The organism is Aeoliella fuhlenseeensis, from assembly GCF_052161615.1.
Taxonomy (GTDB): Bacteria; Planctomycetota; Planctomycetia; order Pirellulales; family Lacipirellulaceae; genus Aeoliella.
In genome coordinates this window covers 5,719,760-5,745,122 of sequence record NZ_CP197417.1, presented here as the reverse complement: position 1 = coordinate 5,745,122, position 25,363 = coordinate 5,719,760, and the positions used below count along the sequence as shown (strand labels likewise).

The window sequence follows — 25,363 nt, the reverse complement described above, 5'->3', positions numbered from 1 at the left end:
TGGGATCAACAATGCAATTGCCGCCCGTAATTGTTCCGGCATGGCCGGCCAAGTCTCGATCAAACGCAAGAGCCGAGCGTCATCAAGTGCCATCTCTGGACATTTAGTGCGACAAATCTCCTGACAGTTTCCTGACAAGCCTTCGCCTGCTTTCGTAACTCCTTGAGCCGTAAGGACGTTACGATCGAGCGGACACTCTTTCGATTCCCGCCGCCTCCACTTTGTCACTCGTTGCCAACGAGTTACTAGACGCGTCAAAACCCTTGCACCCGCAAGGGTTTACGCGTTTCTGGACCTCGCCTTCCGTGCCATCAAATGACACGGCGTGACTGCCAGAGCCGCAAAAAATGCAGCGCAATTGCAGCGTAAGCGATCTGGGGCCGGAACTGCCAAACCCCAGCGTCAAGATTTGATCCCAAGAGCTTTGACTCGAGAATTGAGTGTTGTGGGTTTCATTCCAAGTAATGCTGCTGCGCCATTGGAGCCATATACTTTGCCGTTGCATTCGGCCAGGGCGGCTTTGATGTTGTTGGCCTCAAAGGCTCGCACTTCCGTGGCGGTTAGGATGGGCTTGATCGAGTTTGATTCCAGCGGCTTTGCTCGTTGCTTGGAAGCGACCTCCGGCAAATCGAACCGCAGGCGGCCGTCGACTGACACGATGCAGGCTCGTTCCAGAGCATGTTGCAGTTCGCGGACGTTGCCCGGCCAGTCGTAGCCTTGCAACTCCTGCACGTTGGCCAGCGTTAGTCGGAGCCGTGGTCGTCCGAGTTGTCTCGCGAAGCGGTTTAGGAAGTGCTCGGCCAGCAACGGAATATCTTCGACTCGCTTTCTCAGGGGCGGAATTTCCATCGGAAAGACGCTCAGTCGATAGTACAGATCCTGTCGAAAGCGGCCTGCCTCGGCTTCTGCACGAAGGTTTCGATTCGTCGCTACAATCAGCCGCACGTCGATTCGCCGAGTTCGCTCTTCACCAATTCGCTCGATCTCTCCTTCCTGCAGAACCCGCAGCAACTTGGCCTGCAAATCCAGCGGGATCTCGCCGATTTCGTCGAGGAAGAGCGTACCGCCATCCGCGAGTTCAAATCGCCCAGCCCGATCACGTAGCGCACCGGTGAAGGCGCCTTTCACGTGACCGAAGAATTCGCTTTCGTAGAGTTCACGCGGTACTGCAGCGCAGTTGACCTTGATCAGTGGGCGTTCTGCGCGCTGACTGTGCCGGTGGATTTCGCGAGCGACAACTTCCTTGCCTGTGCCGCTTTCGCCGAGGATCAGCACGGACGAGTTTGTTGGCGCGACCAATTCGATTTGCCGAGTTACGGCCTGCATCGCTGGCGCCTGACCGATCAGGTCACCAAAAGTCGCTGACTGTTGAACTTCTTCGCGAAGGTACTCGTTCTCCTGCTCAAGTCGCTTCTTGAGGGATTCGATCTCCTCCATCGCGCGGGCATTGGCAATCGCAGCGGCAAGGTGATCGGCAATCATCCGCAGCCACTCAAAGCAGGATGCCCCTGGAGCTTCGCGTGCGAAGAGCCCGAGCACTCCGAGTACTTTGCCACGGTGCACGAGCGGGTGGCCGGCAAACGAGGCAATCTGCTCTTCACGAATCCACGATGGGTCAGCAACCCATGCCTGATCATTTGCCACATTGGCAACTTCCAGCGATTGCCCCGTTTCGGCGATCTGTCCGACTTTCCTGATTCCGATTGGAAATCGTCGGAACTCCCCACCAAGTCGCTCCCAGGAGGCGCGCGTGTTGGCGACGGAATGGCCAGCACTGGCCACCAAATGCAGGCATTGGTCGCGGTTTTGGCATTCGGCGGCCAATCGGCAGTTTTCACAGTCGCCAGCCAGTGGCGGTTGTACGAGCCAAATTCGAACGAGCGCGACAGCAGGTCCTTCGGCAAGTCGTTGCACGGCAAGGGGCAGCAGTTCGGACACATGATGATGACCGGCCAGGTCCAGCAATAGTCGCTTTGGGTCGCCTACAAGCCCGGCGGTTTGCGATGAGATCGTCATTACCGAAGCATGACGACATCTCGTTGGTTGTCAACGACATTTCGTAATTCAACGATATGTCGTCGCGCCTTAGATGATCGAGGCGAGATCGTAAGTCGTTTCTAGTGGGTAACTTATGTCAATTTGTGGAAGTTGGCACGAGAAGTGTAATTCAGATCGACCGTCGCCAGCGAATCGCTCGCCCGGCATCCACAAGACCCGAAGTGTCCTAGTAAAAGGTTGAAGCCATGTCCCGTATTCATCAACTCGCCCCCGAAGCCGCTGCTGGAAAAGCCAAAGAACTGCTTGATGCCGTCAACGCGAAGCTTGGTCGTGTTCCCAACATGACTCGGGCGATGGCTAGTTCTCCCGCGGTGCTGGAAGGGTACTTGGGCTTGAGCGGTGCCTTGGGCAAGGGCCGCCTGTCAGCGAAGAACCGCGAACAGATCGCCTTGGCTGTCGGGCAGGTCAACCATTGCGATTATTGCCTCGCAGCCCATTCGACGATTGGCAAGATGGTCGGCCTGACTCCGGAGCAGATCCTCGACAGCCGTCGCGGAACGGCCGTTGATCCCAAGAGTGATGCCGTGATTCGCTTCGCCCGGCAAATTGTCGACGCACGCGGGCAGGTCAGCGACGCTGACATCGGCGAAGTTCGTGCTGCGGGCTTGGACGATGGGGCCATTGCCGAAGTCGTCGCCAACGTAGCTCTGAACATCTTCACCAACTACTTCAACCATGTGGCTGAGACTGACATCGATTTTCCTAGGGCCGAGCCGATCGACGACCATCACGAAATGTGTGCGTCGCTCCCCGGTTGCGATGAAACTCGCTGATGCGATCGCCACTCATTTTAATTCGTTCCTGAACCTCAATAGTCACATAACTTTAAGGATGACAGCACCATGACCACGTCAAGAGCCGCCACCGCCCTCGCACTCGTCCTGCTCGTTTCACTCCACCTATCGCCCGCCGCCGCCGCGACCGATGCTCCAGCCTCGCAGGTGCTGTACCGTACAGTGACTATCGACGGACTGGACATCCTCTACCGGGAGGCTGGGCCAAAAGATGCGCCCACTGTCCTGCTGCTGCATGGCTTCCCAACGTCGTCGCATATGTTTCGCGACCTGATCCCTGCCTTGGCCGATAAGTTTCACGTCATTGCCCCGGACTATCCCGGTTTTGGCAACAGCTCCGCGCCATCGGTCGAGGACTTTGACTATACGTTCGAAAATCTGGCGAACGTTATCGATAAGTTCACGCAGGAGGTTGGCATCACGAAGTATTCCATCTACCTGATGGACTACGGCGCTCCGGTCGGATTTCGCCTGGCCGTGAAACATCCGGAGCGTGTGCAGACGTTGATCATCCAAAATGGCAATGCCTACGACGAAGGGCTCGACAACGACTTCTGGAAGCCTATCAAAGCCTATTGGAAAGATCGAACCGACGCCCAGGGCGATGGCCTACGGTCACTGCTGACGCTTGATGCGACCAAATGGCAGTACACCCATGGGGTTCGCAATGTCGAAACGATCAGCCCCGACACCTGGGGCCACGTGCAGCCGCTGCTGGATCGTCCCGGCAATCAGGAGATCCAACTCGCGCTGTTCTACAGCTACGGCAGCAACCCGTCGCTGTACCCACAGTGGCAGGAATACCTTCGCAAGCACCAGCCGCCGACGCTGATCGTGTGGGGGCAGAACGACGCGATCTTTCCCGCCGCCGGGGCGCACCCCTATAAGCGAGACCTCAAAAACTTGGAGTTCCATCTGCTCGATACGGGCCATTTCGCCCTGGAAGAGGACGGAGCGACAATTGCCACGCTGATGCGAAACTTCCTTGACAAGCAAGTGAAACAGTAAGCTCTCTGAAACTGACCTGGTCGGAGTCTAGAGTCCATTCGACCTTGGGTGCGGATCGTTCTGTCCGCTCTTCAACACTTTTTGTGCACAGAGAGCCTGACAAGCAGCGGGCTTCCTGTGTCCCTTCCATGACGCCGATTCCCCAGCGAAACAATGACCGCCATGAGACCACCATTCACATTTGACACCGCCACCGCGAAAGTCCGGGCCGCTGAGGATGCCTGGAACAGTCGTGATCCGCAGCGAGTATCTCTCGCCTACTCCGAAGACTCGGAGTGGCGCAATCGGGACCAGTTCCTTCGGGGCCGGAGCCAGATTCGAGCATTCCTGGCAGGCAAGTGGGAACGAGAACTCGACTATCGCCTCACCAAGTCACTCTGGAGCTTCACCGAGAATCGAATCGCCGTTCGTTTTCAGTACGAATACCACAACGCCTCCGGGCAGTGGTTTCGGGCTTACGGAAATGAACTCTGGGAGTTTGACGAAGACGGTCTCATGCGTCGTCGGGAAGCTAGTATCAACGAGGTTCCCATCGACGATACGGGGCGAAAATTTCATTGGCCTCTCTCTGGGCCTCGACCTGCGGACGACGTAGGGATTCCTGCCGTACAATAACGACAAAATGCTGTCGGCGAAGTCACGGCGGACTCATTTCCGGAACCCGAAAACAGAGGATGGCTGTCATGCGTCAATTATCCAGCGACATCGCTTTCACGCCGGCAGTCAAGTCGATGCAATCCGAGAAAGGGTCTCGCTCCGGCTACGCACGCATGGAAGCCGGAGGAAGCTGGCAGACGACAGTCACTCCGGAACTCGAAGCGTTCCTATCTGAGCTGGACATGTTCTATTTGGGAACAGCGAACGCCGAAGGGCAGCCCTACATCCAGTACCGTGGCGGCTCACCGGGATTCCTCAAGGTCGTCGATGACAAGACCCTGGGCTTTGCCGACTTCGCCGGCAATCGCCAGTACATTACGCTCGGAAACATTTCCGAGAACCCGAAAGCGTTTATCTTTCTGATGGATTATGCTCGCGGACGCCGTATTAAGCTCTGGGGTACCCTACGCATTGTCGACGGCGACCAGTCGCTGCTCGAACAGCTTCGCGATCCATCTTATCCGGCGAAGGTCGAGCGGGCCATGCTGTTTGAAATCGAAGCATGGGACGTCAATTGCCCGCAACACATCCATACACGGCTCTCGCAGAGGCAGATGGCTCCGGTCATTGAGCGATTGCAGGGCCGCATCGCCGATCTTGAGGTCCAGCTCAAGGCGATCAAAGCGAAGGTGAAAGGGACGTGAGCGATGGCGTCCTGATCCGCGCAATTGTCTTTCGCTAGGGGCTTGAAGCATGGGCCTCTTATCATCAACGCTTGGCCAAGAATGAGGAAAAGCTTGTCTGCTATTCAATTGTTTCGTCTAGCCCTCGAACTGCCGATGTGCCGCTAAGCTCCAAGCACTCAATGTGAGCCCTCTGCTGAGTTCCGTTTTCGTCAGGAACCGTGCGTCTGGAATGGCTCTAGACAATCCTGCACCTCGGGGTGTAGAATTTGGCAATCGCCGCAGTTGGGCGTCGAAAACTGGTCGCCGCATCCGGCAACTAGGGCCCATCGAAGTGAAGGTACTTCGTTCCAGACCACGGCGTCGTCTTTCTCCGCACCTTTTGCTTGGTCCGCCCCCTGCCCTCAATTTTCCATGGATGAGACTGATGACTCGCATGACCGAGACAGACGATGTTTGTGATCCAGTCTTGATTCAGGGGGGCATGGGAGTCGCCGTTTCCAATTGGCGACTGGCTCGGGCCGTGTCGCGACGAGGGCAAATGGGGGTTGTCTCAGGGACGGCAATCGATGCCGTCCTAGTGCGGCGATTGCAGCTTGGCGATCCGGGTGGTGAGGTGAGGCGAGGCTTAGGGGAATTCCCTTACCCCGAGATGGCTCAGCGCGTAAAGGACCGTTACTTCATTCCAGGCGGCAAGTCTCCAGACAGCCCCTTCGCCGCGTCCTTTGTGTTACCCATGCGACCGACGCGAGATCAGTTGGAGTTGGTCGTTGTCGCCAACTTCGTCGAAGTATTCTTAGCGAAGGAAGGGCACTCAGGACCGGTCGGAATCAATTTTCTCGAGAAGATCCAAACACCGACTCTGCCTTCTCTGTATGGCGCGATGCTGGCCGATGTCGACTATGTGTTGATGGGCGCCGGTATCCCCCGGTCCATTCCTGGAATTCTGGATCGTCTCAGCGATGGCGAAGCCGTCAGCATGCCACTGGCAATAGCGGACGCAAGCGCGGGCGACGACTTTCACGTAAGTTTCTCGCCGGAGGAGTTCACCCATGGGGAAGTTCCATGGCTGAGGCGCCCAAAGTTCTTGGCGATTGTGGCATCTCATACACTCGCGAGCATGCTCGCAAAAAAATCGGACGGTCGAGTCGATGGCTTCGTCGTGGAGGGACCAACGGCCGGAGGTCACAATGCGCCGCCTCGCGGCAAGCATCAGTTGAGTGAAAGCGGAGAGCCTGTCTACGGCGACCGTGACGAGGTCGATTTCGGAGTACTTCGCGAATTGGGCCGGCCTTTCTGGTTGGCCGGTTCGTATGGCTCGGAAGGAAAGCTTGAACAAGCGCGTCGCCTGGGTGCCAAGGGGATCCAGGTGGGGACAGCATTCGCCTTTTGTACTGAATCAGGTATCGAGCCACAACTTAAGCGGCGCGTAATTGAGCTTGCCAAGCAACAGCGACTCCATGTGCATACCGACGCCGCGGCCTCCCCAACAGGATTCCCATTCAAAGTGCTCCAATTGGACGGCACGCTATCTGAGCAACCTCTCGTCGATGAACGCCACCGCATTTGCGACTTGGGCTTTCTCCGCCAAGGTTATCGCCGTGAAGACGGAAGCGTGGGTTGGCGGTGTCCCGGAGAGCCGGTGCAGTCCTATCTCCGTAAGGGAGGGACCGAAAGCGATACGCTGGGACGAAAGTGTGTATGTAACGGGTTAATGGCAACTGTAGGGCTTCCTCAGCTTCGACGCGGTAGCGGTGCAGAACTGCCGTTGATCACCGCGGGCAACGAAGTTCAGAGCATCCTCCAGTTCCTTCCCAGTGAGGATGCAGAAGAGTACTCCGCCCATCACGTGATCAAGCACCTGCTAGGCTCGCAGTGTACACCAAGTGTGAGCGCGCAGCGCTAACGGCCACCATTTGACGCACCGATCGACCCAGATCCATAGCCACTGTTCGCGAGCCCCACTATCCAGAAAGAATAACCAATGAAACGTTTGTGGTTGGCCTTCGCGGCCGTGATGATTTTTTCCTTCTTAATCCTCGGCTGGATTGGGACACGCATTTTTCAAGAGATGCCACCAATCCCCGATCAGTTCGTCACGACCAGTGGGGCGACGTTGATCGATCGTGGCGACATCGGCGCGGGCCAGAACGTGTGGCAATCATTAGGTGGAATGCAAGTCGGTTCGATCTGGGGTCACGGCAGCTACGTTGCCCCGGACTGGACCGCCGATTGGCTTCACCGAGAAGCGATCTTTATCCTCGACAAGTGGGCGAACGCTGAGTTCGGCCAGCCCTTCGCGGCTTTGGGTTCCGAACGACAAGCTCAACTTAGTGGCCGTTTATCGGACCTAATGCGAACCAATACCTACGACGAATCCAACGGCGTCGTGACTATCGACCCGATTCGTGCCGAAGCCTTTGAGGCAAATATTGAGCATTACCGCACCGTCTTCATCGACGGCAACGCGGACTACGCCATTCCAGCGGACACCATTTCGAGCGAAGAGCGTCTTCGAAAGTTCTCATCGTTTGTATTTTGGACATCCTGGGCCGCGTCGACAACTCGTCCGGGCGATATCGCCAGCTACACCAACAACTGGCCACACGAGCCGTTAGTCGGCAACCGCCCGACCGGCGACAACGTTGTTTGGACGGGCGTCAGCGTGATCATGTTGCTGGCTGGAATCTCCGGCATGGCTTGGTGGTACGCTTCGCGTCGTGAGGAAGAAGCAAAGCCCGAGAGCCTTGCCCAGTTCGATCCGCTGGCCCGCTGGAAAGCGACACCATCGCAACAGGCGACCATCAAGTACTTCTGGGTCGTCGCCGCGTTGATCTTCGCCCAGATGTCGCTGGGTATAGTGACTGCACACTACGGCGTTGAGGGCGAAGGCTTCTATGGCTTTCCCCTTGCCGACTATCTTCCCTACAGCGTCTCGCGTACATGGCACGTTCAGATCGGATTGTTCTGGATCGCAACGGCGTGGCTCGCGGCCGGGTTGTTTATTGGGCCGTTGGTTAGCAACTACGAACCCAAGTACCAGCGCCTTGGCGTCAATGTTCTGTTCGCAGCATTGCTGCTGGTCGTGGTCGGCTCTTTGTCGGGCGAGTGGTTGAGCATCAAGCACCATATGAGCGATACGGTCTCTTTCTACTTCGGGCATCAAGGATACGAGTACGTTGAACTTGGCCGTGTTTGGCAGATAGCCCTCATGGGCGGGCTGCTGCTATGGCTGGTGCTGATGTTGCGGGTGCTTTGGCCAGCGCTTCGTCAGAAGCCAGAGGCAAACACCACCGAAGCCAATTCGCAACGCCACCTCGTCGCCTTGCTCGCGGTCGCGACCGGGGCGATCGCTCTGTTCTACGGAGCAGGCCTAACGTGGGGGCAGCACTCGCACCTGACAATGGTCGAGTACTGGCGGTGGTGGGTCGTTCACTTGTGGGTGGAGGGCTTTTTTGAGGTCTTCGCCACCACTGTAATTGCGTTTGTGTTCATGCGGTTGAACCTAGTACGTCCTGGACTTGCCGCCGCCGCCGCGCTGCTCTCTGCCACGATCTTCCTTTCGGGCGGTATCATCGGCACGCTGCACCACTTGTACTTTTCGGGCACTCCAACGGTCGCGCTCGCGTGGGGATCGGTTTTCAGTGCACTGGAAGTCGTCCCCTTAACCCTGATTGGATTCGACGCGATGGAAGACTTGCGGCGTAGCAAGGCATCGCCGTGGGTGCACCGCTACAAATGGCCCATCTATTTTTTCATCTCCGTAGCATTCTGGAACATGATCGGTGCGGGCTTGTTCGGTTTCATGATTAATCCGCCAATCGCCCTGTACTACATGCAAGGATTGAACACGACCCCCCTGCACGCGCACGCAGCCCTATTCGGTGTGTACGGCATGCTTGGCATCGGTTTGATGCTGATGTGCTTGCGAGTTTTGATCCCTGGTCGTCCGTGGAAGGACGGCATGCTGACGCTCGGCTTCTGGGGTATGAACATCGGGCTGATGGCCATGTGCGTATTGAGCCTACTGCCGGTCGGTTTACTGCAAACGAAGGCCTCGGTGGAAAGCGGTTACTGGTTCGCTCGTAGCAGCGAGTTCATGCAAACGGACCTCATGCAAACGCTACGCTGGATGCGCGTCCCCGGTGATACCATTTTCTTCCTCGGGGCCGTCGCCTTAGTCTGGTTCATCTTGGGGCTTAAGACCGGGCATTCGTTCTCCAAGGTCGATGACGGTTTTGATCCGCCGGAGCACGACGTACTGACAAGCCGCGAGCCTCGGAAGTAAGGCTGGAATGCGTCGTCCACCACTTGTTTGACATACTCCCTCGTACGCTCGCGGTGTCCGACCGCTGCTGCAACCTGTCCCAATCAACTGTTAATGGAGCTTAACCATGCTCACCCTTGATGCTGAACAGACCGTCGGCGACTTCGTTCGCCAGAAGCCAACCCGCGCCCGTGTCTTTGAGTCCCTAAAGATCGACTACTGCTGCGGTGGAAAAATCTCGCTGAGCCAAGCGTGTAGAAAACGAGGCATCGAAGTGGGAGCAGTCCTGCAAGCCATCCATCAGAGCGACGAACTTGCGGATGCGGACACGCTCGTCAACGTTGACACGATGGGACTCGCGCAACTAGCGGATCACATCGAAACGACCCACCACGCTTACTTGCGTGACGAGCTGCCGCGACTCGACGCCATGACCGAGAAAGTCGCACGTGTCCACGGTGACAAAGACGACCGACTGCCCACTGTACGCCAGGCGTTCCTCATTCTCAAAACGGAACTCGAACCACACATGATGAAGGAAGAGATGATTCTGTTCCCGATCATACGGCAACTCGAGGCTTCCGCCGAGAGACTGGATTTTCATTGCGGAAGCGTCGCCAATCCCATACGACAAATGGAACGGGAGCATGATCAGTCGGGCGCGGCACTGGCACTCTTGAACGAGTTCACCGATGGCTACACACCGCCGGAGTGGGCCTGCAACACCTACCGAGCCATGCTCGACTCGCTAGAGAAACTAGAAGCCGATATGCATCAGCATATCCATAAGGAAAACAACGTGTTGTTCCCCAAAGCGATTGAGCTTGAGCAAGAGAGGGGCTAAGGAAATACTTATGGCCAGTCATCTCAAATCAGTCACCAAGCCGGACACGGCCCACAACACCTTAAGGCATAAACATGGCCATCAACCACGCTAATCCTGCCGAGGTCATGCATTTGCAGCCGCTTGGCTCAAAGATCGGCAGTGTGAGAACTTACACGTTGTTCAAGACCGACGCGATGGAGGCGATTCGACTCGTTCTGCCCGCCGGCAAGCAGATTGCGGAGCACCGAGCGCCCGGCGAAATCACGGTCTATTGCTTAGAAGGACGCATTAAGTTCACATCCCAAGGACAGCCCAAAGAACTAGTCGCTGGCGATTTGCTGTACCTTAGCGCTGCCGATCCGCATGCCGTCGAAGCGATCGAAGATTCATCGGTCTTGGTAACGATCCTGTTAGGTAACGCCGCTAGGCCATAGGGCGACTAATGTCGCACTACTAAAGTTAACTCGATTTCCACGTTCTCGCTTCTAAGTACGGCAGGGGCGAAGTGACATCGCGAGCACTAGGCTCGCTCAACATATTTCCGTTGGTGACATCAAGCTCCGCGCCATGCCGGGGGTCGCGAAGCGATGGGCGCACCGACCCAAGAAAGGCCATGATGAGTGGCACACCGTCGCATGGCTCAAAGACTCCCCGAGCAGCGTGTTCCATCAATAAGAAAGGGTCGTCGTGGCAGGTAACGTGACACCACATTGGAATCCGAGAACGGACCTCTGCACTCCTAACCAGGTGCTCGCGCACGACGCGATGAGGCGTCGCTGTCCGGTGGCGTACAGCCAAGAACTGGGCTGGTCGATTTTTCGGCATGCGGATGTGAAGCGAGTGTTGGAGGATCACGAGAGCTTTAGTAATGCCGTGTCGGAGCACTTGTCGGTTCCCAATGGTATGGACCCGCCCGAACACACCATTTACCGACAGATGATCGAGGCATACTTTTCCTTCGATCGGGTGCGTGCCTTTACGCCAACGTGCCGCACAATCTCCGACAGACTGGTCAGCGACGCCGTACGAGCAAGTGCAGGCGTCGAGGTGGTGTCGCAACTGGCAACACGTTTCGCCGGGCAGGTGCAATGCGCATTTCTGGGATGGCCAGAAGACTTGCACCATACTTTGATCGATTGGACACAGCGCAACACGATGGCCAACCGTGACGGGGACCGGGAGCAGCTATCACGGCTGGCGAATGAGTTCGAGGCGATCGTGGACAGTCAACTGGATCAACGAGCCGATGACTCCACGACGCATTCCACCGATGTGACGCGCATGCTAATGGGTGAACGGGTCTACGAGCGGCCACTTAGCCATGAAGAGATTTCCAGCATCCTTCGCAACTGGACCGTTGGCGAGATCGGTACTATATCGGCTTCGATCAGCATCCTGTTGCACCATCTAGCCCTTCATCCCGATCATCAACGATTCTTACGCGACAATCTCGCGAAGCTGCCCAGTGCGATCGACGAAATGCTGCGTGTTCACAATCCCCTGTTCTCCAATCGTCGCGCGACCCGATGCCCTGTGAACTTGGGAGGGCAAGACATTGGTGCTGGGGAACGAGTGACTCTTCACTGGATTTCCGCGAACCGCGATGAGGAAGTGTTTGAGGACGCTAGCGAGGTGCGTTTTGATCGAGATAGCGCAGAGAATTTGCTTTATGGTGCGGGGATTCACGTTTGCCCCGGTGCACCGCTCGCTCGCATGGAACTGGAAGTCTTCATGGAATCCTTGCTGTCACAGACTTCCAGTTGGTCCTTGCGGGAGGGATCCGCTCCTGTTTACGCAAACTACCCAGCCTGCGGCTTCGAGGACCTGCAAGTAATCTTTAGTTCCTGATGTCTTTGGTGGCAACTGTTTCGCTATGGTGGTGGTGCTGCGTTATCATGTTTGACAGTAGGTGGGTGTCCTGGGTAGCCCGCTGCAACTGAATCGCATTGGATATCGAGTCAGGATTGCGATTGATGGGGAAAACAATGCAACCGTACCGCGATTCTCTCAAAGCAACACTCGTGGGAACGGTTGTCACGGCAGGACTCGGCGGGACCATTATCGTCGGATCACGGAATCTCCAGCATTTCGACGCGGCCTTGTTCGCCTATCTCTTCGCGTCGCTATTTGCTGCCTTTGGGCTGGCCTACCGTTACACCATGTGGTTGCAACGCCCGCCCACGGCCATGTACTGGAAACGTGGCTGGCAAGTTTTTCTCTCGGGTGGTGGAGCACGAAAGAAATCAGGGCGACTTGGCGAGCGGCTAGTCCGAAGCTTTGCGCTGAATCAGTTTATCTTTAAGCGCAGTTGGTTGCGCGGTGTGGCTCACTGGCTAATCATGTGGGGCTGCCTGATCGCGGCCGCAATTACATTTCCGCTAGTTTTCGGGTGGGTGCATTTTCAATCCGTACCGGGAGAGTTTAATTACTACCGCATCGTGGTGTTTGGCTTCCCGACAATTGCTGTTGAGGTTCACTCCTTCCTGGCTCACTTGCTGTTCCACGGTCTTGTCTGGGCATCGTTCCTGGTCATCGCCGGCGTCATGCTGGCTTTCCTCAGACGCATGCGAGATCACGGCGCCGAGGCGTTGCAGCGATTCGGCGAGGACATTTTACCCCTTTTGATGTTGTTTGCTGTGAGCATCAGCGGGCTGTTGATCTGGGTCAGCTACGAATGGATGCAAGGGTATGCCTACAGTTTCTTGGCTATCATCCACGCCGTCACCGTGATCCTCACGCTGCTATGGCTCCCCTTCGGAAAGCTATTTCATATCTTTCAACGTCCCGCTCAGTTGGGCGTGGCGTTCTATAAGGACGCGGGCCGCGCGGGGAGTCAAGCATGTTGCGTCCGTTGTGGCGAGGCGTATGCATCAGCCATGCAGGTAGAGGACCTGATAGTCGTTCAGCGGGAACTGGGGTATCAGTACGATGTGGTGGATGAGGAAGGTGGTGAAGTTCATTATCAGCGGGTTTGCCCGAAGTGTCGCCGCGGAATGCTGGCACTGGCTCAGGGAAGTGTCTGGGCCGATTCCAGGATGCGGTTCCTTGAGACATGGGATGACGCGTCGTCCGCAACTACTACATCGGCACCACCCGTATTCGGAATAGAAGGAGGCACAAATGGCCGCTGAGCCCGTCGGTGAGCTTCATATCATTGAGCAGTTCGGACCACACCTGGCTTATACCGAGGGAAAGCGGTTAGACAGTGGGGCAAAAATAGACCGTTTGGTCGATACCCATTGCTGTTTCTGTGGCCAACAATGCGGTATCAAGTTGAAGGTAAGTAACAATCAGGTCGTCGGTTTTGAGCCGCGAATGGATTTTCCCTTCAACCGGGGGATGCTCTGTCCAAAGGGAGTCAAGCGTTATCTACAGGGGTCGCATCCCGATCGACTTGAGAAAGCCTTAATCCGCGAGAAATCGAACCCGAATGGCTTTCGTCTTGCTGGTTATGAGGAAGCGTTGGCCAAGACCGTGTCTGAGATCGCTCGAATTCAGTCCACCTATGGCAATGATGCGATCGGCATGCTGAGCGGTGCTTCCCTAACGACCGAGAAAACATACTTGATGGGTAAGTTTGCTCGGCTTGGATTGAAGACGCCCTACATCGACTACAACGGTCGTTTGTGCATGGTCAGTGCCGGTGCTGGTAACAAAAAGGCATTCGGCATCGATCGAGCGGCCAATCCCTGGGACGACATGCTGGGTGCAGAGGTCATCTGGATCAGCGGAGCTAACATTGCCGAGTGTGCTCCGATCACGACGCATTATGTGTGGCAGGCTCGTGAGAATGGCGCACGTATCATCGTCGTCGATCCCCGGATCACGCCTATCGCGCGGACATGTGATTTGTTCATGCCTGTGAAGCCCGGTCGCGACGCAGCGTTATTTGCTGGCATTTTGCATTTAATGATCGAGAAAGACTGGGTCGATCACGATTTCATAGAGAAGCACACCGTCGGATTTGAGCAAGTCGCGACTTCGGTAAAAGATTGGACACCTACCAGAACGGCCCAGGTAACCGGCATTGCAGAACGTTTAATTCATCAGGCGGCTGAATGGTGGGGAACTGCGAAGACTAGCTTTCTCATGCACGCCCGAGGAATCGAGCATCACAGCCAAGGTGTTCAGAATGTGATGGGGGCGATCAATATGGTACTGGCCTCCGGCCGTATAGGTCGACCCAACTGCGGATATGGGACCATCACTGGACAGGCTAACGGCCAAGGCGGTCGAGAACATGGACAGAAGTGTGATCAATTGCCGGGTGGTCGAGATTTAGCGAATCCAGAACACCGCAAGTACATCGCGGATGTCTGGAAAGTCGCGCCAGATGATTTGCCAGGGCCCGGCGTCGATGCGTATGAACTATTCCGGAAAATAGATCGAGGCGAGATCAAGGGACTTATTAGTCTGTGCTTTAATCCGAAAGTGTCGTTACCTGACAACAACTTCATTACAAAGTGCCTCGACAAGCTTGAATTCTTTGTTGCCATCGATTTCTTTCTGAACGAGACCGCGCGGCATGCCGATGTGGTGCTGCCAGGTTCCCTGCACGAAGAGGATGAAGGAACCGTTACGCAGATCGAAGGTCGCGCAATCAAAATCAATAAAGCCGTTGAACCACCCGGCGATGCTCGACAGGACTGGCGAATCATTCAGGACATTGCGGCGGGGCTGAAGAGACCTCACGGCTTGCAGTTCTCATCACCGCGGGAAATATTCGAGGAGCTGCGGGTCGCCAGCAAGGGAGGTGTCTGTGACTATTCTGGCATGACCTGGGAGAAGATCGAACAGAACAATGGCATCTGTTGGCCCTGCTATAGCGAAGATCCAGAAGGCAATGCCATCGACCACCCTGGAACACCGCGCTTATTTGAGCTCGGATCCTGGAACCCAATTGCTAAGGGCAATGGCCCCTTTTACTTCCCCGATGGGAAGGCGCGGTTCAACTTGGCCGAATACCTGCCACCAGTCGAAGACACGGACCAGGAGTATCCTTTGATGCTGACGACGGGTCGCGTTGTGAGTCAGTTCCTTTCAGGTACACAGACTCGCCGTATTGGCCCGTTGGTAGACCAATATCCCGAACCGAAACTGGAGCTGCATCCTAATCTGGCAGCGGAGCTGGGGATCAAGGATGGCGATTGGGCCACCGCAGAGAGTCGTCGCGGAACCTGCACCGTGCGGGCCCACGTCGTATCGACGATTCGTCCGGACACAGTGTTCATACCCTATCACTGGCCCGGTAGAAAAAGTGCCAATCAGTTGACCATCTCAGCCCAAGACCCCATCTCAAAAATACCGGCGTACAAAGTTTGTGCCGTACGCGTAACCAAGTCGGAAACCGCACCGGAGTACGCGCGGCACTTGGAAGCACAGCAGTAATCCCTTTTCCATTTGACGATCGATATCTCAACGATGGCCGTCCCCGCTCACCTTGAATTCTTCGTCGATCCCAGTCGTTGTATCGGCTGTCACGCTTGCGTGCAGGCTTGTGCCGAATGCGATACGCACCGCGGGCATTCGATGATCCAGCTGGATTTTGTCGATCGAGGTCATTCGACCCAGACGATCCCAGTCGTGTGCATGCACTGCGATTCGCCCACTTGCGCGGAGGTGTGCCCGGCCGATGCGATCAAGAAGAGCGAAGATGGCATCGTTCACTCGGCACGCAAACCTCGTTGTATCGCTTGCAATAACTGCGTCCTCGCTTGCCCATTTGGCATTCCGAAGATGATGGATGACCAAGCACTGATGATGAAGTGCAACATGTGCTACGACCGCACCTCGGTAGGCAAGAAACCGATGTGCGCCAGCGTGTGTCCCAGCCAGGCATTGTTTTTCGGGACGCGCGAAGAGCTGGCGGAAATGCGCCCGCGGTCGCGCGCCATCAATCGATTTCAGTTTGGTGGCCAGGTGATCAACACCAAGGTCAACATGCTCGTGCCGCGTGACTCGAATGTCCAAAAACTTGACGTCACGCAATACATGCACGAGTTACAGCCAACACGGACGGTGCGTTTAGCCGTCATAGAGAATGCACTGTACGAAGCCGCCCCCGATTAATGCGTTCTCAGCGATAGGTGTTGCATAAGAACTACCCTTTCTTGGTGAAAATGAATAGCTATGAATCCTCCCTTGCCCCATCGCCCCCCCGACGGAAAGCCACTCTCGGAACAGCCGGAATGGCGACGTGACTTTCCGATCGAGACCGCCGAAGATGAATACGTCAGTCGTCGTGATTTTGCCAAGTTCCTCGTCCTAACTAGCGGGGCGATGGCAACCGGACAGATTGCGCTAGTGGCTAAGAGCCAGTGGAAGAAATCGAGCGCCCCGCCAGCCCCCATGGCCATTGTACGAGACGATGAGGTGAAGGTTCACGATGTGGTGGGTTTTCATTTTCCCACGCACGCGGATCCTTGTTTGTTGACCCGTTTTGACGACGGACGCTTGCTGGCCTTTGGTCAGCTATGTCCCCACCTACTGTGTCCCGTGATTCCGGAGGTAGAGAAAGGGCTCTTTACCTGTCCTTGTCACAAAGGCTCCTTCGACGTGGAAACAGGGCGACCCCTATCCGGCCCGCCGCGACGCCCTTTGCCGAAGATCACGCTGGAGGTCCGAGGCGACGGAATGATTTATGCCACAGGTGTGGAGCTGACTCTATGAACGACTCTTACTCGGAATCGAAATCGACGGGGGGCGACAGGTCCGCAATGAGGGCCCAGAGAATGACGGTGGTGTATGGGATCACCTCTTTCATACTTGTGCTGGTAATTGGGCAGATCTGGCTGGTGACCGCATCCGTCAACGCGTACTTGGGCGGCAATGACGCCATTGTCTTGCCTGCCGCAATCGCAAGTGTGATCGGTTTATTTTTGAATCTTGGCTTACTCCGTTACTTGTACTTGTTGGAGCAGTAAAGGGTGTCCCTGTCTTCCCTCCTCGCTGAAAAGCTGTCCGGTGTGCAAAAGATGCACCCGGCGTACTTCGCGAGCGTGATGGCGACGGGAATCCTGGCTCTAGCGTCGGAGCTATTGGCTCTAACCCACGTAGCTCTCTTGCTGACGTGGTTAAACGTGGGGCTTTACGTCGCGTTGTGGTTCCTGACAGCTTGGCGAATCGCGCGGTATCCACGTGATTTCTCTGCCGACTTATTCCATCATGGGCGGTGCGTGGGCTTCTTTACAGCCGTCGCGGCGACCAACGTCCTTGGAAATCAAGTACTGGTTGTCCTGAAGATGCCGACGATCCCTTTTGCGCTTTGGGGATTTGGCATCGTACTGTGGGCAGTGTTGACTTATGGCATTTTCACGATCTTGACTGTCAAGTCTGCTAAGCCGGGGTTAGAAACTGGAATCAATGGTGGATGGCTGGTGGCGGTCGTCGCCGCCCAATCCGTCTCGGTGCTAGGGACGGCTCTTACGGCATGGGCAGGCGAGTACGCCGAACCAATGCGATTGTTTACGTTAGCGATGTGGTTCGGCGGAGGGATGCTGTATGTGTGCATCATTGCTTTGATTTTCTACCGTTACATGTTCTTTTCGCTGGAACCCTCGGATCTCGCTCCGCCGTACTGGGTCAACATGGGAGCAATGGCGATCTCGACGCTGGCTGGAGCATCCTTGGTCGTTGAAGCGAAACAATCGGTGCTGTTGGAACCCCTGCTCCCATTTCTTCAGGGATTAACAATCCTGTTCTGGTCCACGGCCAGTTGGTGGATACCGATGCTCTTGACCCTGGGGGCATGGCGGCATCTGCTGCGACGCGTGCCTATAACTTACGACCCACTGTATTGGGGCTTGGTGTTTCCGCTTGGAATGTATGCGACCTGCACCATACGGCTAGCGCGAGACGTCATCATGGTAGATTACTTGCAACCACTAAGTTGGACGTTCTATATCGTTGGCATCCTGACGTGGTCTGCTGCATTCTGGGGGATGACCCGGCGTCTGGCTCGGGGGTTATCTGAGACCGCTCTTGTGGAATCAGCATGAGGTGTTCTCAACAGTATTAGGCAGAAGGATGCGTTGCCCTGTCCTCTACATCGGAATCGATGACACAAGGAGCGCAAGAGCCTGACGGTGTTCGGGAGCCAACCGTGGCCACACCGTGACAACTTGCGCCAACTCAGGGTCAAGCTCGATTTGGGTACAACACTGGGTACAACAGCCCAAATTGCAATGCCCTAAGTTGTTACCCTGCAATACTTTATCGAAACCGGCACGCAGTATCATAATCCGCGTGTCGGGGGTTCGAATCCCTCCTCCGCTACTTGCGAATCTTCCACGAAACCCTCGTCTCGGCGAGGGTTTTTGTTTGCGCTCACCGCAAGGCTCGACGGAAGCGATCCCCTTGCTTGCGGGCGTGAAGCGCTAGTGCTGGCACGGCGACTAGCACAAGCGTCACCCAGGTGCTCGGCTCGGGAACCGCCGCGCCTACGGTGACGGTGAACTGCAGGACGTTGTTGTTGCTGCTGTAAGAAAACACGCCATCGAGGCCATCCGTGTTGGTGAAGACGAACTGGTCGATCGGGATCGTCGTAAGGTCGAACGTGATAAGGTCGTAGGTTGTGCCGACACTCCAACCGTTGTTGACGAAGGTGAACGCGTAGGTGCTGGTGGAGAGGCCCTCGAGCTCGCTGGCGCTGAGCAGGTCGGACTCGGCAGCCGTGGGTCCAAGGTCGAACACCAAAGTGCCGGAGGTCCAGAGGAGATCTTCAATGGTCAGCGTGCCAGCCGAATTGCCGGGGGACAGCGAACCGCCGTTGAGTGCCACGTCGCCCACCAAGCCGGTGCCGCCGAGCGTGCCGCCGGTGTTAACCCAAGCCGATCCCAAGCCGAACGACAGCGAGCCATTCACCAGAAGCGTTCCCGCATTGACGGTTGTCCCGCCGATGAAGGCGGTTTGACCGGCGAGAGTCAGGGTGCCACTGGAATCTTTCACCAGGCCGCCGTTTCCGGCGATGTTGCCCGCGAAGTTGCCGGCGTCGATGGTCAGCATGGTCGAGGAATTCGTGCCCATGTTGATGGTGCCCTCGCCGTAGAGCGCGCGAATTCCGCCGGTGGTGAGGTTATCTTGGAAATCAATTGTGGCGCCGGACGCCACGGTGGTCGAAGTTGCGACGGAGGTAAGGAACTCGAGACCGCTGTTCCTGGCGACCAGCGTACCGGCGGCGACGTCGAGCGAAGCGTCCCCAGGCAGGGCGACCGCGCCGGTGGGGGCGAAGAACACGGTGCCGGTTTGTCCGCTGCTGCCAACCTGCATGGTCGAGCCCGCGACGAGCAAGAAGTCGAGCGGTGCAATGGTGAGTGTCTCGTTAGTCGCCGCCGAGAAGACACCGGTTTGGCCGGCGCTCACGGAGACGAGTTGAATACCTCCATAGAGGTCGCCCGACAGCGTCACGCTGTCGTAGGCACGTAGCTCACCGGAGCCAACGGCGACATTGCCGTTTCCGAGTGCGTCGCTGTTGGTGATTTCGAGCAAGCCGCCGTTGACGGTGGTGCCGCCCTCGTAGGTGCTCGCCGTGGTCAGTCGAAGCCGGCCGGCACCCATTTTGGTGAGGCCGCCAACTCCGCTGAGGACGGTGGGGATCTGAGCATTGCCCCCTTGCGTGTCGATCGTCAGGCCGCCCGTTCCCAGCACCACCGCATCCGCAGCGAAGCCATCGATGAGCAACGTGTCGACGACCGACGAGCCTCCGAGCAGGTTAACCTGGGCTCCGGAAAACGACACCGAACCGGTTCCCCCACCCTGAAGAATATTCACCGTGGTGAGGGTTGAATCGATGACGCTCAGCAAGCCGGTGACGTTGGCGGCGGCTCCCAGTTCGATGGACCCGGCGGTAACGTTGGCGCCGTTGCTTGCGTAGAACTCGCCGCCGTTGCCACCGGCGCCGATGGTCAGCGTCTGGCCGGTGGTCCATGTGGCGTTGTCGACTTGAACTACGCCCAACGAATGTCCAGAAAGCCCGACCTGCGACCATTTGGACGAGATCTCGCCGCCGGTCATGTTCAATTCCGCGTTGCCGTTCACACCAACCGCCAGCGTGTTGGACATGAACCACGAGCCGCCGGTGAAGTTGACTTTGCCCTCGCCGATGGCCTCCTGGCTGAGGTAACCACTCTCGCTGTGGATGACGCCGCTTGCGCCGATGTTCAAAGTCCCTTCGCCGGACACGCCGACGAAGATGGCTTGTGTATTGATCCAAGTGCCATCGAGGACGTCGATGGTTCCCGAGGAACCCGACGCAAAGCCCATGTTGCCTTTGTCGGTATTAAGGGCTCCGCCCCCTTCAAGCGTGAAGGTACCATTTCCAGCGGCGCCGACATGCAGCTCGCCCGTAAGCGTTGTGGTGCCTCCTGAGATCGTCGCGGAGCTGGTCGACCCGACATTGCGGGCGACGTAAAGTTCGGGGGCGTGGATGGTGGAGTCCGTCGCGTCGAGAGTTCCATTACCGGCAAGACCGATGCTTACGGTACCGCCGATCTGAGCGGAGGCAGAGTTGGTGAGCGTCAGTGTGCTTGTGCCAGCGCTCCCCACGATGAGCTCCTGCTCGATGGTGAGGGTGCCTCCACTCGCGGAGACATCTCCCATCGAACCGGTGTTGGCACCGAGGATGAAGTTGTCGACGGATAGCAGCGAGTTGGTGGCATGGACCTCGCCCCAACCACTCACGCCAACGGTGACGTCTTGTGGGTTGCCTTGATTCTCAGCCTTCCAGGTACTGTTCGTGAGATTCACTACGCCATGCGAACCCGATGAGTAGCCAACATAGCCGATGGTGCTCTGCAGAGTGGAACCATTCTCCAACGTCACGGTGGCGTCGCCGCCATAGCCGAAGTAAACGGTGAAGGGAGAAAGGTAGGCGCCGTTCGCATTCACGATGCCGGTCGCACCCGCAGCGTAGCCGGCCCAGAAATCGCCGGCCCCCAGCAACGCCTGCGATCCGATGGAGAACGTTCCCAACCCTTGGTACCCGACGTAGAACTCGTTAGCGTCCAACTCGGTGTTGATCCCACTGCCGACTTCCAACGTGCCGGCGCCTCCCGACCCGAGCGTGACGTTGCTGATCGTGTACGAATAGGTGCCGGCGATTTGCGCGGTGCCTCCGTTCGCGATGAGAATCGACTCGCCCTCGATGGGCACCGAGCCGCCGCTCCAGTTGGCACCATCGCCAAAGTTACCAACGCCGCCAGTCCAGGTGATCTGCGCCTGCACGGGAGCGAGCATTGTCCAGAAACTCGCCATGAAGGCCAGCAAGCCAAGCAGCAAGTTAGCGGGCAGACAGCGGAGTTCGAAGTACGTGCGAAGATGGCGCGGCATAGGGTGAGGCATCCAAGATTGCAAATGGCGAAAAGGTAGAATGCATGATCAACCTGCTCGCTCAACGCGCCATCGCGGGACGTGCCCGCGCTGGGTGCGTTACTTCAGCGGTTAGCATGCATTGGCTTCGGTCCAAACGGGGTCGATGGCGGGGTAGGGGAGGGTATGGGGACTACTAAAATCCCGCAGGCGTTCAGAATAGTCAGTCCCTGAGCGTGGTCAACTTCCGAAGTCCAAGGCCGGTTTTTCCGGCCCGACTTCCACTATAGGGCTCACCTACGGAACCGGCTGCGCATTGGACAGCCGCCACAGTACAAAATCAAGGAACAACCGGAACGCGGCGACGGCTCCACTCCCGCGTCCGGAAGCTACGGCTTCGTCCCGCGCCGTCCGTGGTGCGCCGCGGCCCACAGTCGTAGCTCCTTGAAGAGCTTGGCGAGTGCGGGGGGCTGATAATGTGCATTGAGGCCGCTGGGATTTGGCAGCACCCAGACGTGGCTGCCACCAAACAGTTCGTCCTGCAGACCGACACCGGCGTCCTTATTACCGGAGACGACGCGGTAGGGGCCGATGCCGAGAAAGGCGACGACGGTGGGGCTCCAGCGTTTGACCTTCCGCTCCAGGCTTTTGCCGCCGGCTCGAATCTCGTCGCTCGTGAGTTCGTCGGCGCGGGCGGTGGCGCGGGACACCACGTTGGTGATACCGAGCTGGAGGTCGAGAAGCAGGCCGCTCTCGAAGGGGGAGAAGAGCCGAGGGGTGAAGCCGCCGTTGTGGAGGGCGGGCCAGAAACGGTTGCCAGGCCGGCCGAAGTGGCGACCAATCGCCGCCGTATAGAGGCCCGGGTTGATGCCGACGAACAGGACCATGAGGTCTTTGGCAACAATATCCGGCACTCGCTTATCATGCGCGGCCAGCAAGTCGGCCTTAGTCGGTTTCCAGGGGGTAGATGACTTCGGTTTCATGAGGCCGCCTGTTACCAATACTGCTAAGCGTCGGCCGAAACAGTCGGATGTTCTCGTTCATCGATGGCGACGCTCATCCCATACGTTATCATTGCCCCGGCCCAGTTGACAGAGTGCGTCGTAGGGCCAATGACCAGCGTCGCGATGGTGGTGCGAGTCCTGCGGGCGGCTTTGATCAAGCGGCGCATGCTGGCTGCGCTGGTGCTCGCCCGATGAATCAGTAACACACAGGGAGATGCTCCCGGGGGCACGAAGCGAGCTCTTCCCATTGCTGACGACCGGTGTAGCGGAAGTAGCTACCCTCCTCAACCACCACCAACTGAATCCAGCCGTTGGATATCAACGCGGCGAGTTGCTCGTGCTTCGCGATGACTGCCTCGACCGCCTCGCGGGTCGCGACGATCATGGCGAGGAGGCGAAGTGGCTGGTGCTGAAAATCCACTCCGTTGTGGACCGACTGCCAAGGCAACCCTGTCATTAGATCGCCACTGTTGCCGGAGAGGACTCCAAATCGGCCGACGACGTTGTGAACGGTCTTGCTGCCGCTGCCGAAGTATTGCGGGTCGACGGTCGATGCGTAGTACTGCATATTGATCCAATTTGCCACCACGAGCGGTGCGGTCATTATCTGCTCAAGACCGGTCCCATCGTGGTCGCGAGTAAAGTCGTAGCTATGCAAAAACGCCCGCCCTCCCAGAGAAACGCTTTTGGTGAAGTCCCGCGGGGCTGCGATGAACGTGGCATTGCCAGCCAGGCCCCACTCGGGTCTCACCTCGGACCAATCGCGGCTTCTTCGTACTAAGTCGTCTACATCCGGTCCACGTAGCGTGCTGAGTCGCTCGCTGGCGCACCGCTCCGAAGCTACTCGCACTAAGGCGTCGAGTTGCTCCACTTGCTTGTGGTGCGATACGGGGAGTAGGTGAGTATCGAAGAAGGTAACGCGGTCGGTGGTGGTGTTGTGCAGTGCCGCGACGAACTGCGTTGCTTCGGGCACTTGAATTCCGCGCTTCGCAAGCTCCGTCCGGACATGTTGCTGATTGAGAAGTTTCGCCGCAAACCGTGCATTGGATTCGCCCGAATGCCCACCGCACGCCCCGCAATCGAGGCCGGCTTTCAAAGGATTGTTGTCGGTTTGGCAAGCATGGCCACAGAACACAACGAGTTTTGCGAAATGGTCGACGATGCCGATGCCACGTAGGAGCGACTCGGCCAAGTCGGCCTGCTTCACCCGATCGATCCCCTGCTTGGCAAGTCCTCGCAGCGAGGGGCCAAGTCGCTCGTGGTCGACGGGTCGAACGGCGTCGAACTGCCCTGGTGATTCGGTGTTCAGACCCAAGGTGCGCGCTACGAGTTTGAATCCATACAGCAGCCCCATCGTTTCGACGAAGGCGAAGGTGCTGAGCAGCGACTCCTGAAAGCTCTTCCAGGACTTGCGGACGTAGCGGCACTGCCATCGTCGCTGGGCGATCATTCGATGTCTCCACCTTGGCAGCGCATCCAGTTCTTCACGCACCGTAATCTGAGGTGAGATGAGAACAGGAACTTGGGCAGTGCCTTGGGTGCCGCCAAGCTCGACGAACTCCATGGGGACGCCGAAGAAACCGGCGAACCCCATGGTTTCAACTCGGCTCGATGTAGCCTCGAGGTGCCGTCGAATCCGCTCTGAGCGCACGTCGATGCAGAACACCATCTGGGCCATCGGACAGTGATTGGAGACTTTGTGGACACCTGCGTCCTGGGCTGCAATATCCGCGATCAACTGGTTTCGGAATGCAATCTCGCTCGCCTTCAACATGGTGTAGTGAATGAGATCTTCGTCAGAGTACTTGCCGAGCTGGCCCGCGAGCGTCTCGTGCTGCTCGACGATGGACGACCAATGCAAGTGAAAGTCGAACTGCTCGGACAACGCGACTTCGTAGGCCAGCCTCATGGCCAGCACTCCGGCGAAGTCAGTGCATTCCTTTCCGAGTTTCGAGGCTTCCTGACATTGATACTTGGCCCACGCGCACCAACCCGGGGTGGCTAGTGCTTCGCACAGCAAATAGTCGGGCCGCAACCCTGGCGGCACCTGGAGGCGATCGAGCAAAACGGCTAGTGCTGCGTGGGGATCGGTGGGCAATTGCGAAACAAGGTTTCGAAAGCCACTGAGGCCAAGGAACTCGACGTGTCGGTCGTGCTTCGCAGTGCGAATCCAAGCCTCAAAAAGTGGTAAACCTCGGGAAGCGCTCTGCCAATAGGCTTGCCCTTGGTCGTAATGAGACGAGCAGTGCTTAGAGATCTCGTCGCCTATTTCTTTACTCCAATCAGACTGATTGTACTCGTCGAACTTGGTGACAAAGGTGGTCAGCGGTCGGCCACCTTTGGCAGACTCCTGGTTCGGTGGATCGGTGGGCGACTTCGGTTCGATTGGCTGCTTCAGGTACGTCAGAATCTGATTGACGTTGATTCGCTCGGCACCGGCGACCCCATCGGCGACGAGTTCGTCGACCGCGGCATCGATATCGCCTTTCGAGATGGTGCCGTTGGCGAACTGTTGTCGGTAGTAGTCCGCCGGCATGATCAGTTCCATGTTCGAAACCGAACGAAGCAGGCCCCGCGCGGTCAGTAACCCGTGGTCCGCAAATCCAAAGTACGGGTTGACCGCCACGTAGTCTTGGAGAGGCCACACAGGCGCCAATTTTGCCTGGACGACGTCGACCGCGTATCGAACGCCAGCGGTGGCGTCGGAAGTGAGGGTGTTGCAACACTTGGCGGCATGCGGATGTTTCTGCGACGAGTCTTTCGAGTTCCGCGATGGGTTTACCAGGGGCATGGTTATGACTTTCTTTTCTTGATGTTTAATT

General features: G+C 57.2%; 19 protein-coding genes. 15 read left to right on the top strand and 4 right to left on the bottom strand.

Annotation, left to right across the window (positions count from 1 at the left end):
• Positions 1-402: 402 nt before the first annotated feature.
• Positions 403-2,016: a sigma 54-interacting transcriptional regulator gene (locus tag SH292x_RS22605; protein ID WP_442483289.1), complete on the bottom strand. Its 1,614-nt coding sequence runs from the start codon at positions 2,014-2,016 to the stop codon at positions 403-405.
• Positions 2,017-2,243: 227 nt separating this feature from the next.
• Here SH292x_RS22605 and SH292x_RS22600 point away from each other — a divergent pair, with 227 nt between their 5' ends.
• The 15 genes from SH292x_RS22600 to SH292x_RS22530 all read left to right on the top strand — a co-directional run bounded on the left by SH292x_RS22600 (position 2,244) and on the right by SH292x_RS22530 (position 18,230).
• Positions 2,244-2,831, top strand: a complete 588-nt coding sequence (locus tag SH292x_RS22600) for a carboxymuconolactone decarboxylase family protein (protein WP_442483288.1) — start codon at positions 2,244-2,246, stop codon at positions 2,829-2,831.
• A 69-nt stretch (positions 2,832-2,900) separates the two neighbouring features.
• A complete protein-coding gene (locus SH292x_RS22595; protein WP_442483287.1) occupies positions 2,901-3,860 on the top strand; it encodes an alpha/beta fold hydrolase in 960 nt (319 codons plus the stop codon).
• Positions 3,861-4,013: 153 nt separating this feature from the next.
• Entirely contained in the window at positions 4,014-4,475 is a 462-nt protein-coding gene (locus tag SH292x_RS22590; RefSeq protein ID WP_442483286.1) for a nuclear transport factor 2 family protein, read from the top strand.
• A 68-nt stretch (positions 4,476-4,543) separates the two neighbouring features.
• A complete protein-coding gene (locus SH292x_RS22585) occupies positions 4,544-5,161 on the top strand; it encodes a pyridoxamine 5'-phosphate oxidase family protein (RefSeq protein ID WP_442483285.1) in 618 nt (205 codons plus the stop codon).
• Positions 5,162-5,567: 406 nt separating this feature from the next.
• Positions 5,568-7,046, top strand: a complete 1,479-nt coding sequence (locus tag SH292x_RS22580; protein WP_442483284.1) for a nitronate monooxygenase — start codon at positions 5,568-5,570, stop codon at positions 7,044-7,046.
• A gap of 78 nt (positions 7,047-7,124) precedes the next feature.
• Positions 7,125-9,428, top strand: coding sequence for a nitric-oxide reductase large subunit (locus tag SH292x_RS22575; RefSeq protein ID WP_442483283.1), 2,304 nt, complete (start codon positions 7,125-7,127; stop codon positions 9,426-9,428).
• 106 nt (positions 9,429-9,534) lie between these two features.
• On the top strand, positions 9,535-10,251 hold the full coding sequence (gene ric / locus SH292x_RS22570; protein WP_442483282.1) for an iron-sulfur cluster repair di-iron protein: 717 nt from the start codon (positions 9,535-9,537) through the stop codon (positions 10,249-10,251).
• Between the two features lie 74 nt (positions 10,252-10,325).
• Entirely contained in the window at positions 10,326-10,667 is a 342-nt protein-coding gene (locus SH292x_RS22565) for a cupin domain-containing protein (RefSeq protein WP_442483281.1), read from the top strand.
• Positions 10,668-10,998: 331 nt separating this feature from the next.
• Positions 10,999-12,081: a cytochrome P450 gene (locus SH292x_RS22560; protein WP_442483280.1), complete on the top strand. Its 1,083-nt coding sequence runs from the start codon at positions 10,999-11,001 to the stop codon at positions 12,079-12,081.
• Positions 12,082-12,179: 98 nt separating this feature from the next.
• Positions 12,180-13,364, top strand: a complete 1,185-nt coding sequence (locus SH292x_RS22555) for a hypothetical protein (RefSeq protein WP_442483279.1) — start codon at positions 12,180-12,182, stop codon at positions 13,362-13,364.
• The gene (locus tag SH292x_RS22550; RefSeq protein WP_442483278.1) at positions 13,354-15,621 is read left to right on the top strand and encodes a molybdopterin oxidoreductase family protein; all 2,268 of its coding nucleotides are present in this window, start codon (positions 13,354-13,356) and stop codon (positions 15,619-15,621) included. The genes SH292x_RS22555 and SH292x_RS22550 overlap by 11 nt, the downstream gene beginning before the upstream one ends.
• Positions 15,622-15,654: 33 nt before the next feature.
• Positions 15,655-16,302: a 4Fe-4S dicluster domain-containing protein gene (locus tag SH292x_RS22545; protein WP_442483277.1), complete on the top strand. Its 648-nt coding sequence runs from the start codon at positions 15,655-15,657 to the stop codon at positions 16,300-16,302.
• Positions 16,303-16,374: 72 nt separating this feature from the next.
• A complete protein-coding gene (locus SH292x_RS22540; RefSeq protein ID WP_442483276.1) occupies positions 16,375-16,902 on the top strand; it encodes a Rieske (2Fe-2S) protein in 528 nt (175 codons plus the stop codon).
• A complete protein-coding gene (locus tag SH292x_RS22535) occupies positions 16,899-17,156 on the top strand; it encodes a DUF6755 family protein (RefSeq protein ID WP_442483275.1) in 258 nt (85 codons plus the stop codon). The genes SH292x_RS22540 and SH292x_RS22535 overlap by 4 nt, the downstream gene beginning before the upstream one ends.
• A 3-nt stretch (positions 17,157-17,159) precedes the next feature.
• Positions 17,160-18,230 (top strand): tellurite resistance/C4-dicarboxylate transporter family protein, encoded by a 1,071-nt coding sequence (locus tag SH292x_RS22530; RefSeq protein WP_442483274.1) that lies wholly within the window; start codon positions 17,160-17,162, stop codon positions 18,228-18,230.
• Between the two features lie 328 nt (positions 18,231-18,558).
• Here SH292x_RS22530 and SH292x_RS22525 read toward each other — a convergent pair whose 3' ends face one another.
• The 3 genes from SH292x_RS22525 to SH292x_RS22515 form a co-directional block, all read right to left on the bottom strand.
• The gene (locus SH292x_RS22525; protein WP_442483273.1) at positions 18,559-21,558 is read right to left on the bottom strand and encodes a beta strand repeat-containing protein; all 3,000 of its coding nucleotides are present in this window, start codon (positions 21,556-21,558) and stop codon (positions 18,559-18,561) included.
• Positions 21,559-21,926: 368 nt separating this feature from the next.
• Positions 21,927-22,520 (bottom strand): mismatch-specific DNA-glycosylase, encoded by a 594-nt coding sequence (locus tag SH292x_RS22520; RefSeq protein ID WP_442483272.1) that lies wholly within the window; start codon positions 22,518-22,520, stop codon positions 21,927-21,929.
• 217 nt (positions 22,521-22,737) lie between these two features.
• Positions 22,738-25,332 (bottom strand): YbcC family protein, encoded by a 2,595-nt coding sequence (locus tag SH292x_RS22515; RefSeq protein WP_442483271.1) that lies wholly within the window; start codon positions 25,330-25,332, stop codon positions 22,738-22,740.
• Between the last annotated feature and the right edge of the window lie 31 nt (positions 25,333-25,363).

Bases quoted from the DNA above. Each gene is read 5' to 3' on its own strand.
- SH292x_RS22575 (WP_442483283.1), top strand. From the start codon at position 7,125: ATGAAACGTTTGTGGTTGGCCTTCGCGGCCGTGATGATTTTTTCCTTC.
- SH292x_RS22595 (WP_442483287.1), top strand. From the start codon at position 2,901: ATGACCACGTCAAGAGCCGCCACCGCCCTCGCACTCGTCCTGCTCGTT.
- SH292x_RS22515 (WP_442483271.1), bottom strand. From the start codon at position 25,332: ATGCCCCTGGTAAACCCATCGCGGAACTCGAAAGACTCGTCGCAGAAA.
- SH292x_RS22600 (WP_442483288.1), top strand. From the start codon at position 2,244: ATGTCCCGTATTCATCAACTCGCCCCCGAAGCCGCTGCTGGAAAAGCC.
- SH292x_RS22605 (WP_442483289.1), bottom strand. From the start codon at position 2,016: ATGACGATCTCATCGCAAACCGCCGGGCTTGTAGGCGACCCAAAGCGA.
- ric (WP_442483282.1), top strand. From the start codon at position 9,535: ATGCTCACCCTTGATGCTGAACAGACCGTCGGCGACTTCGTTCGCCAG.
- SH292x_RS22585 (WP_442483285.1), top strand. From the start codon at position 4,544: ATGCGTCAATTATCCAGCGACATCGCTTTCACGCCGGCAGTCAAGTCG.
- SH292x_RS22545 (WP_442483277.1), top strand. From the start codon at position 15,655: ATGGCCGTCCCCGCTCACCTTGAATTCTTCGTCGATCCCAGTCGTTGT.
- SH292x_RS22565 (WP_442483281.1), top strand. From the start codon at position 10,326: ATGGCCATCAACCACGCTAATCCTGCCGAGGTCATGCATTTGCAGCCG.
- SH292x_RS22525 (WP_442483273.1), bottom strand. From the start codon at position 21,558: ATGCCGCGCCATCTTCGCACGTACTTCGAACTCCGCTGTCTGCCCGCT.
- SH292x_RS22520 (WP_442483272.1), bottom strand. From the start codon at position 22,520: ATGAAACCGAAGTCATCTACCCCCTGGAAACCGACTAAGGCCGACTTG.
- SH292x_RS22580 (WP_442483284.1), top strand. From the start codon at position 5,568: ATGACTCGCATGACCGAGACAGACGATGTTTGTGATCCAGTCTTGATT.
- SH292x_RS22560 (WP_442483280.1), top strand. From the start codon at position 10,999: ATGAGGCGTCGCTGTCCGGTGGCGTACAGCCAAGAACTGGGCTGGTCG.
- SH292x_RS22535 (WP_442483275.1), top strand. From the start codon at position 16,899: ATGAACGACTCTTACTCGGAATCGAAATCGACGGGGGGCGACAGGTCC.
- SH292x_RS22550 (WP_442483278.1), top strand. From the start codon at position 13,354: ATGGCCGCTGAGCCCGTCGGTGAGCTTCATATCATTGAGCAGTTCGGA.
- SH292x_RS22590 (WP_442483286.1), top strand. From the start codon at position 4,014: ATGACCGCCATGAGACCACCATTCACATTTGACACCGCCACCGCGAAA.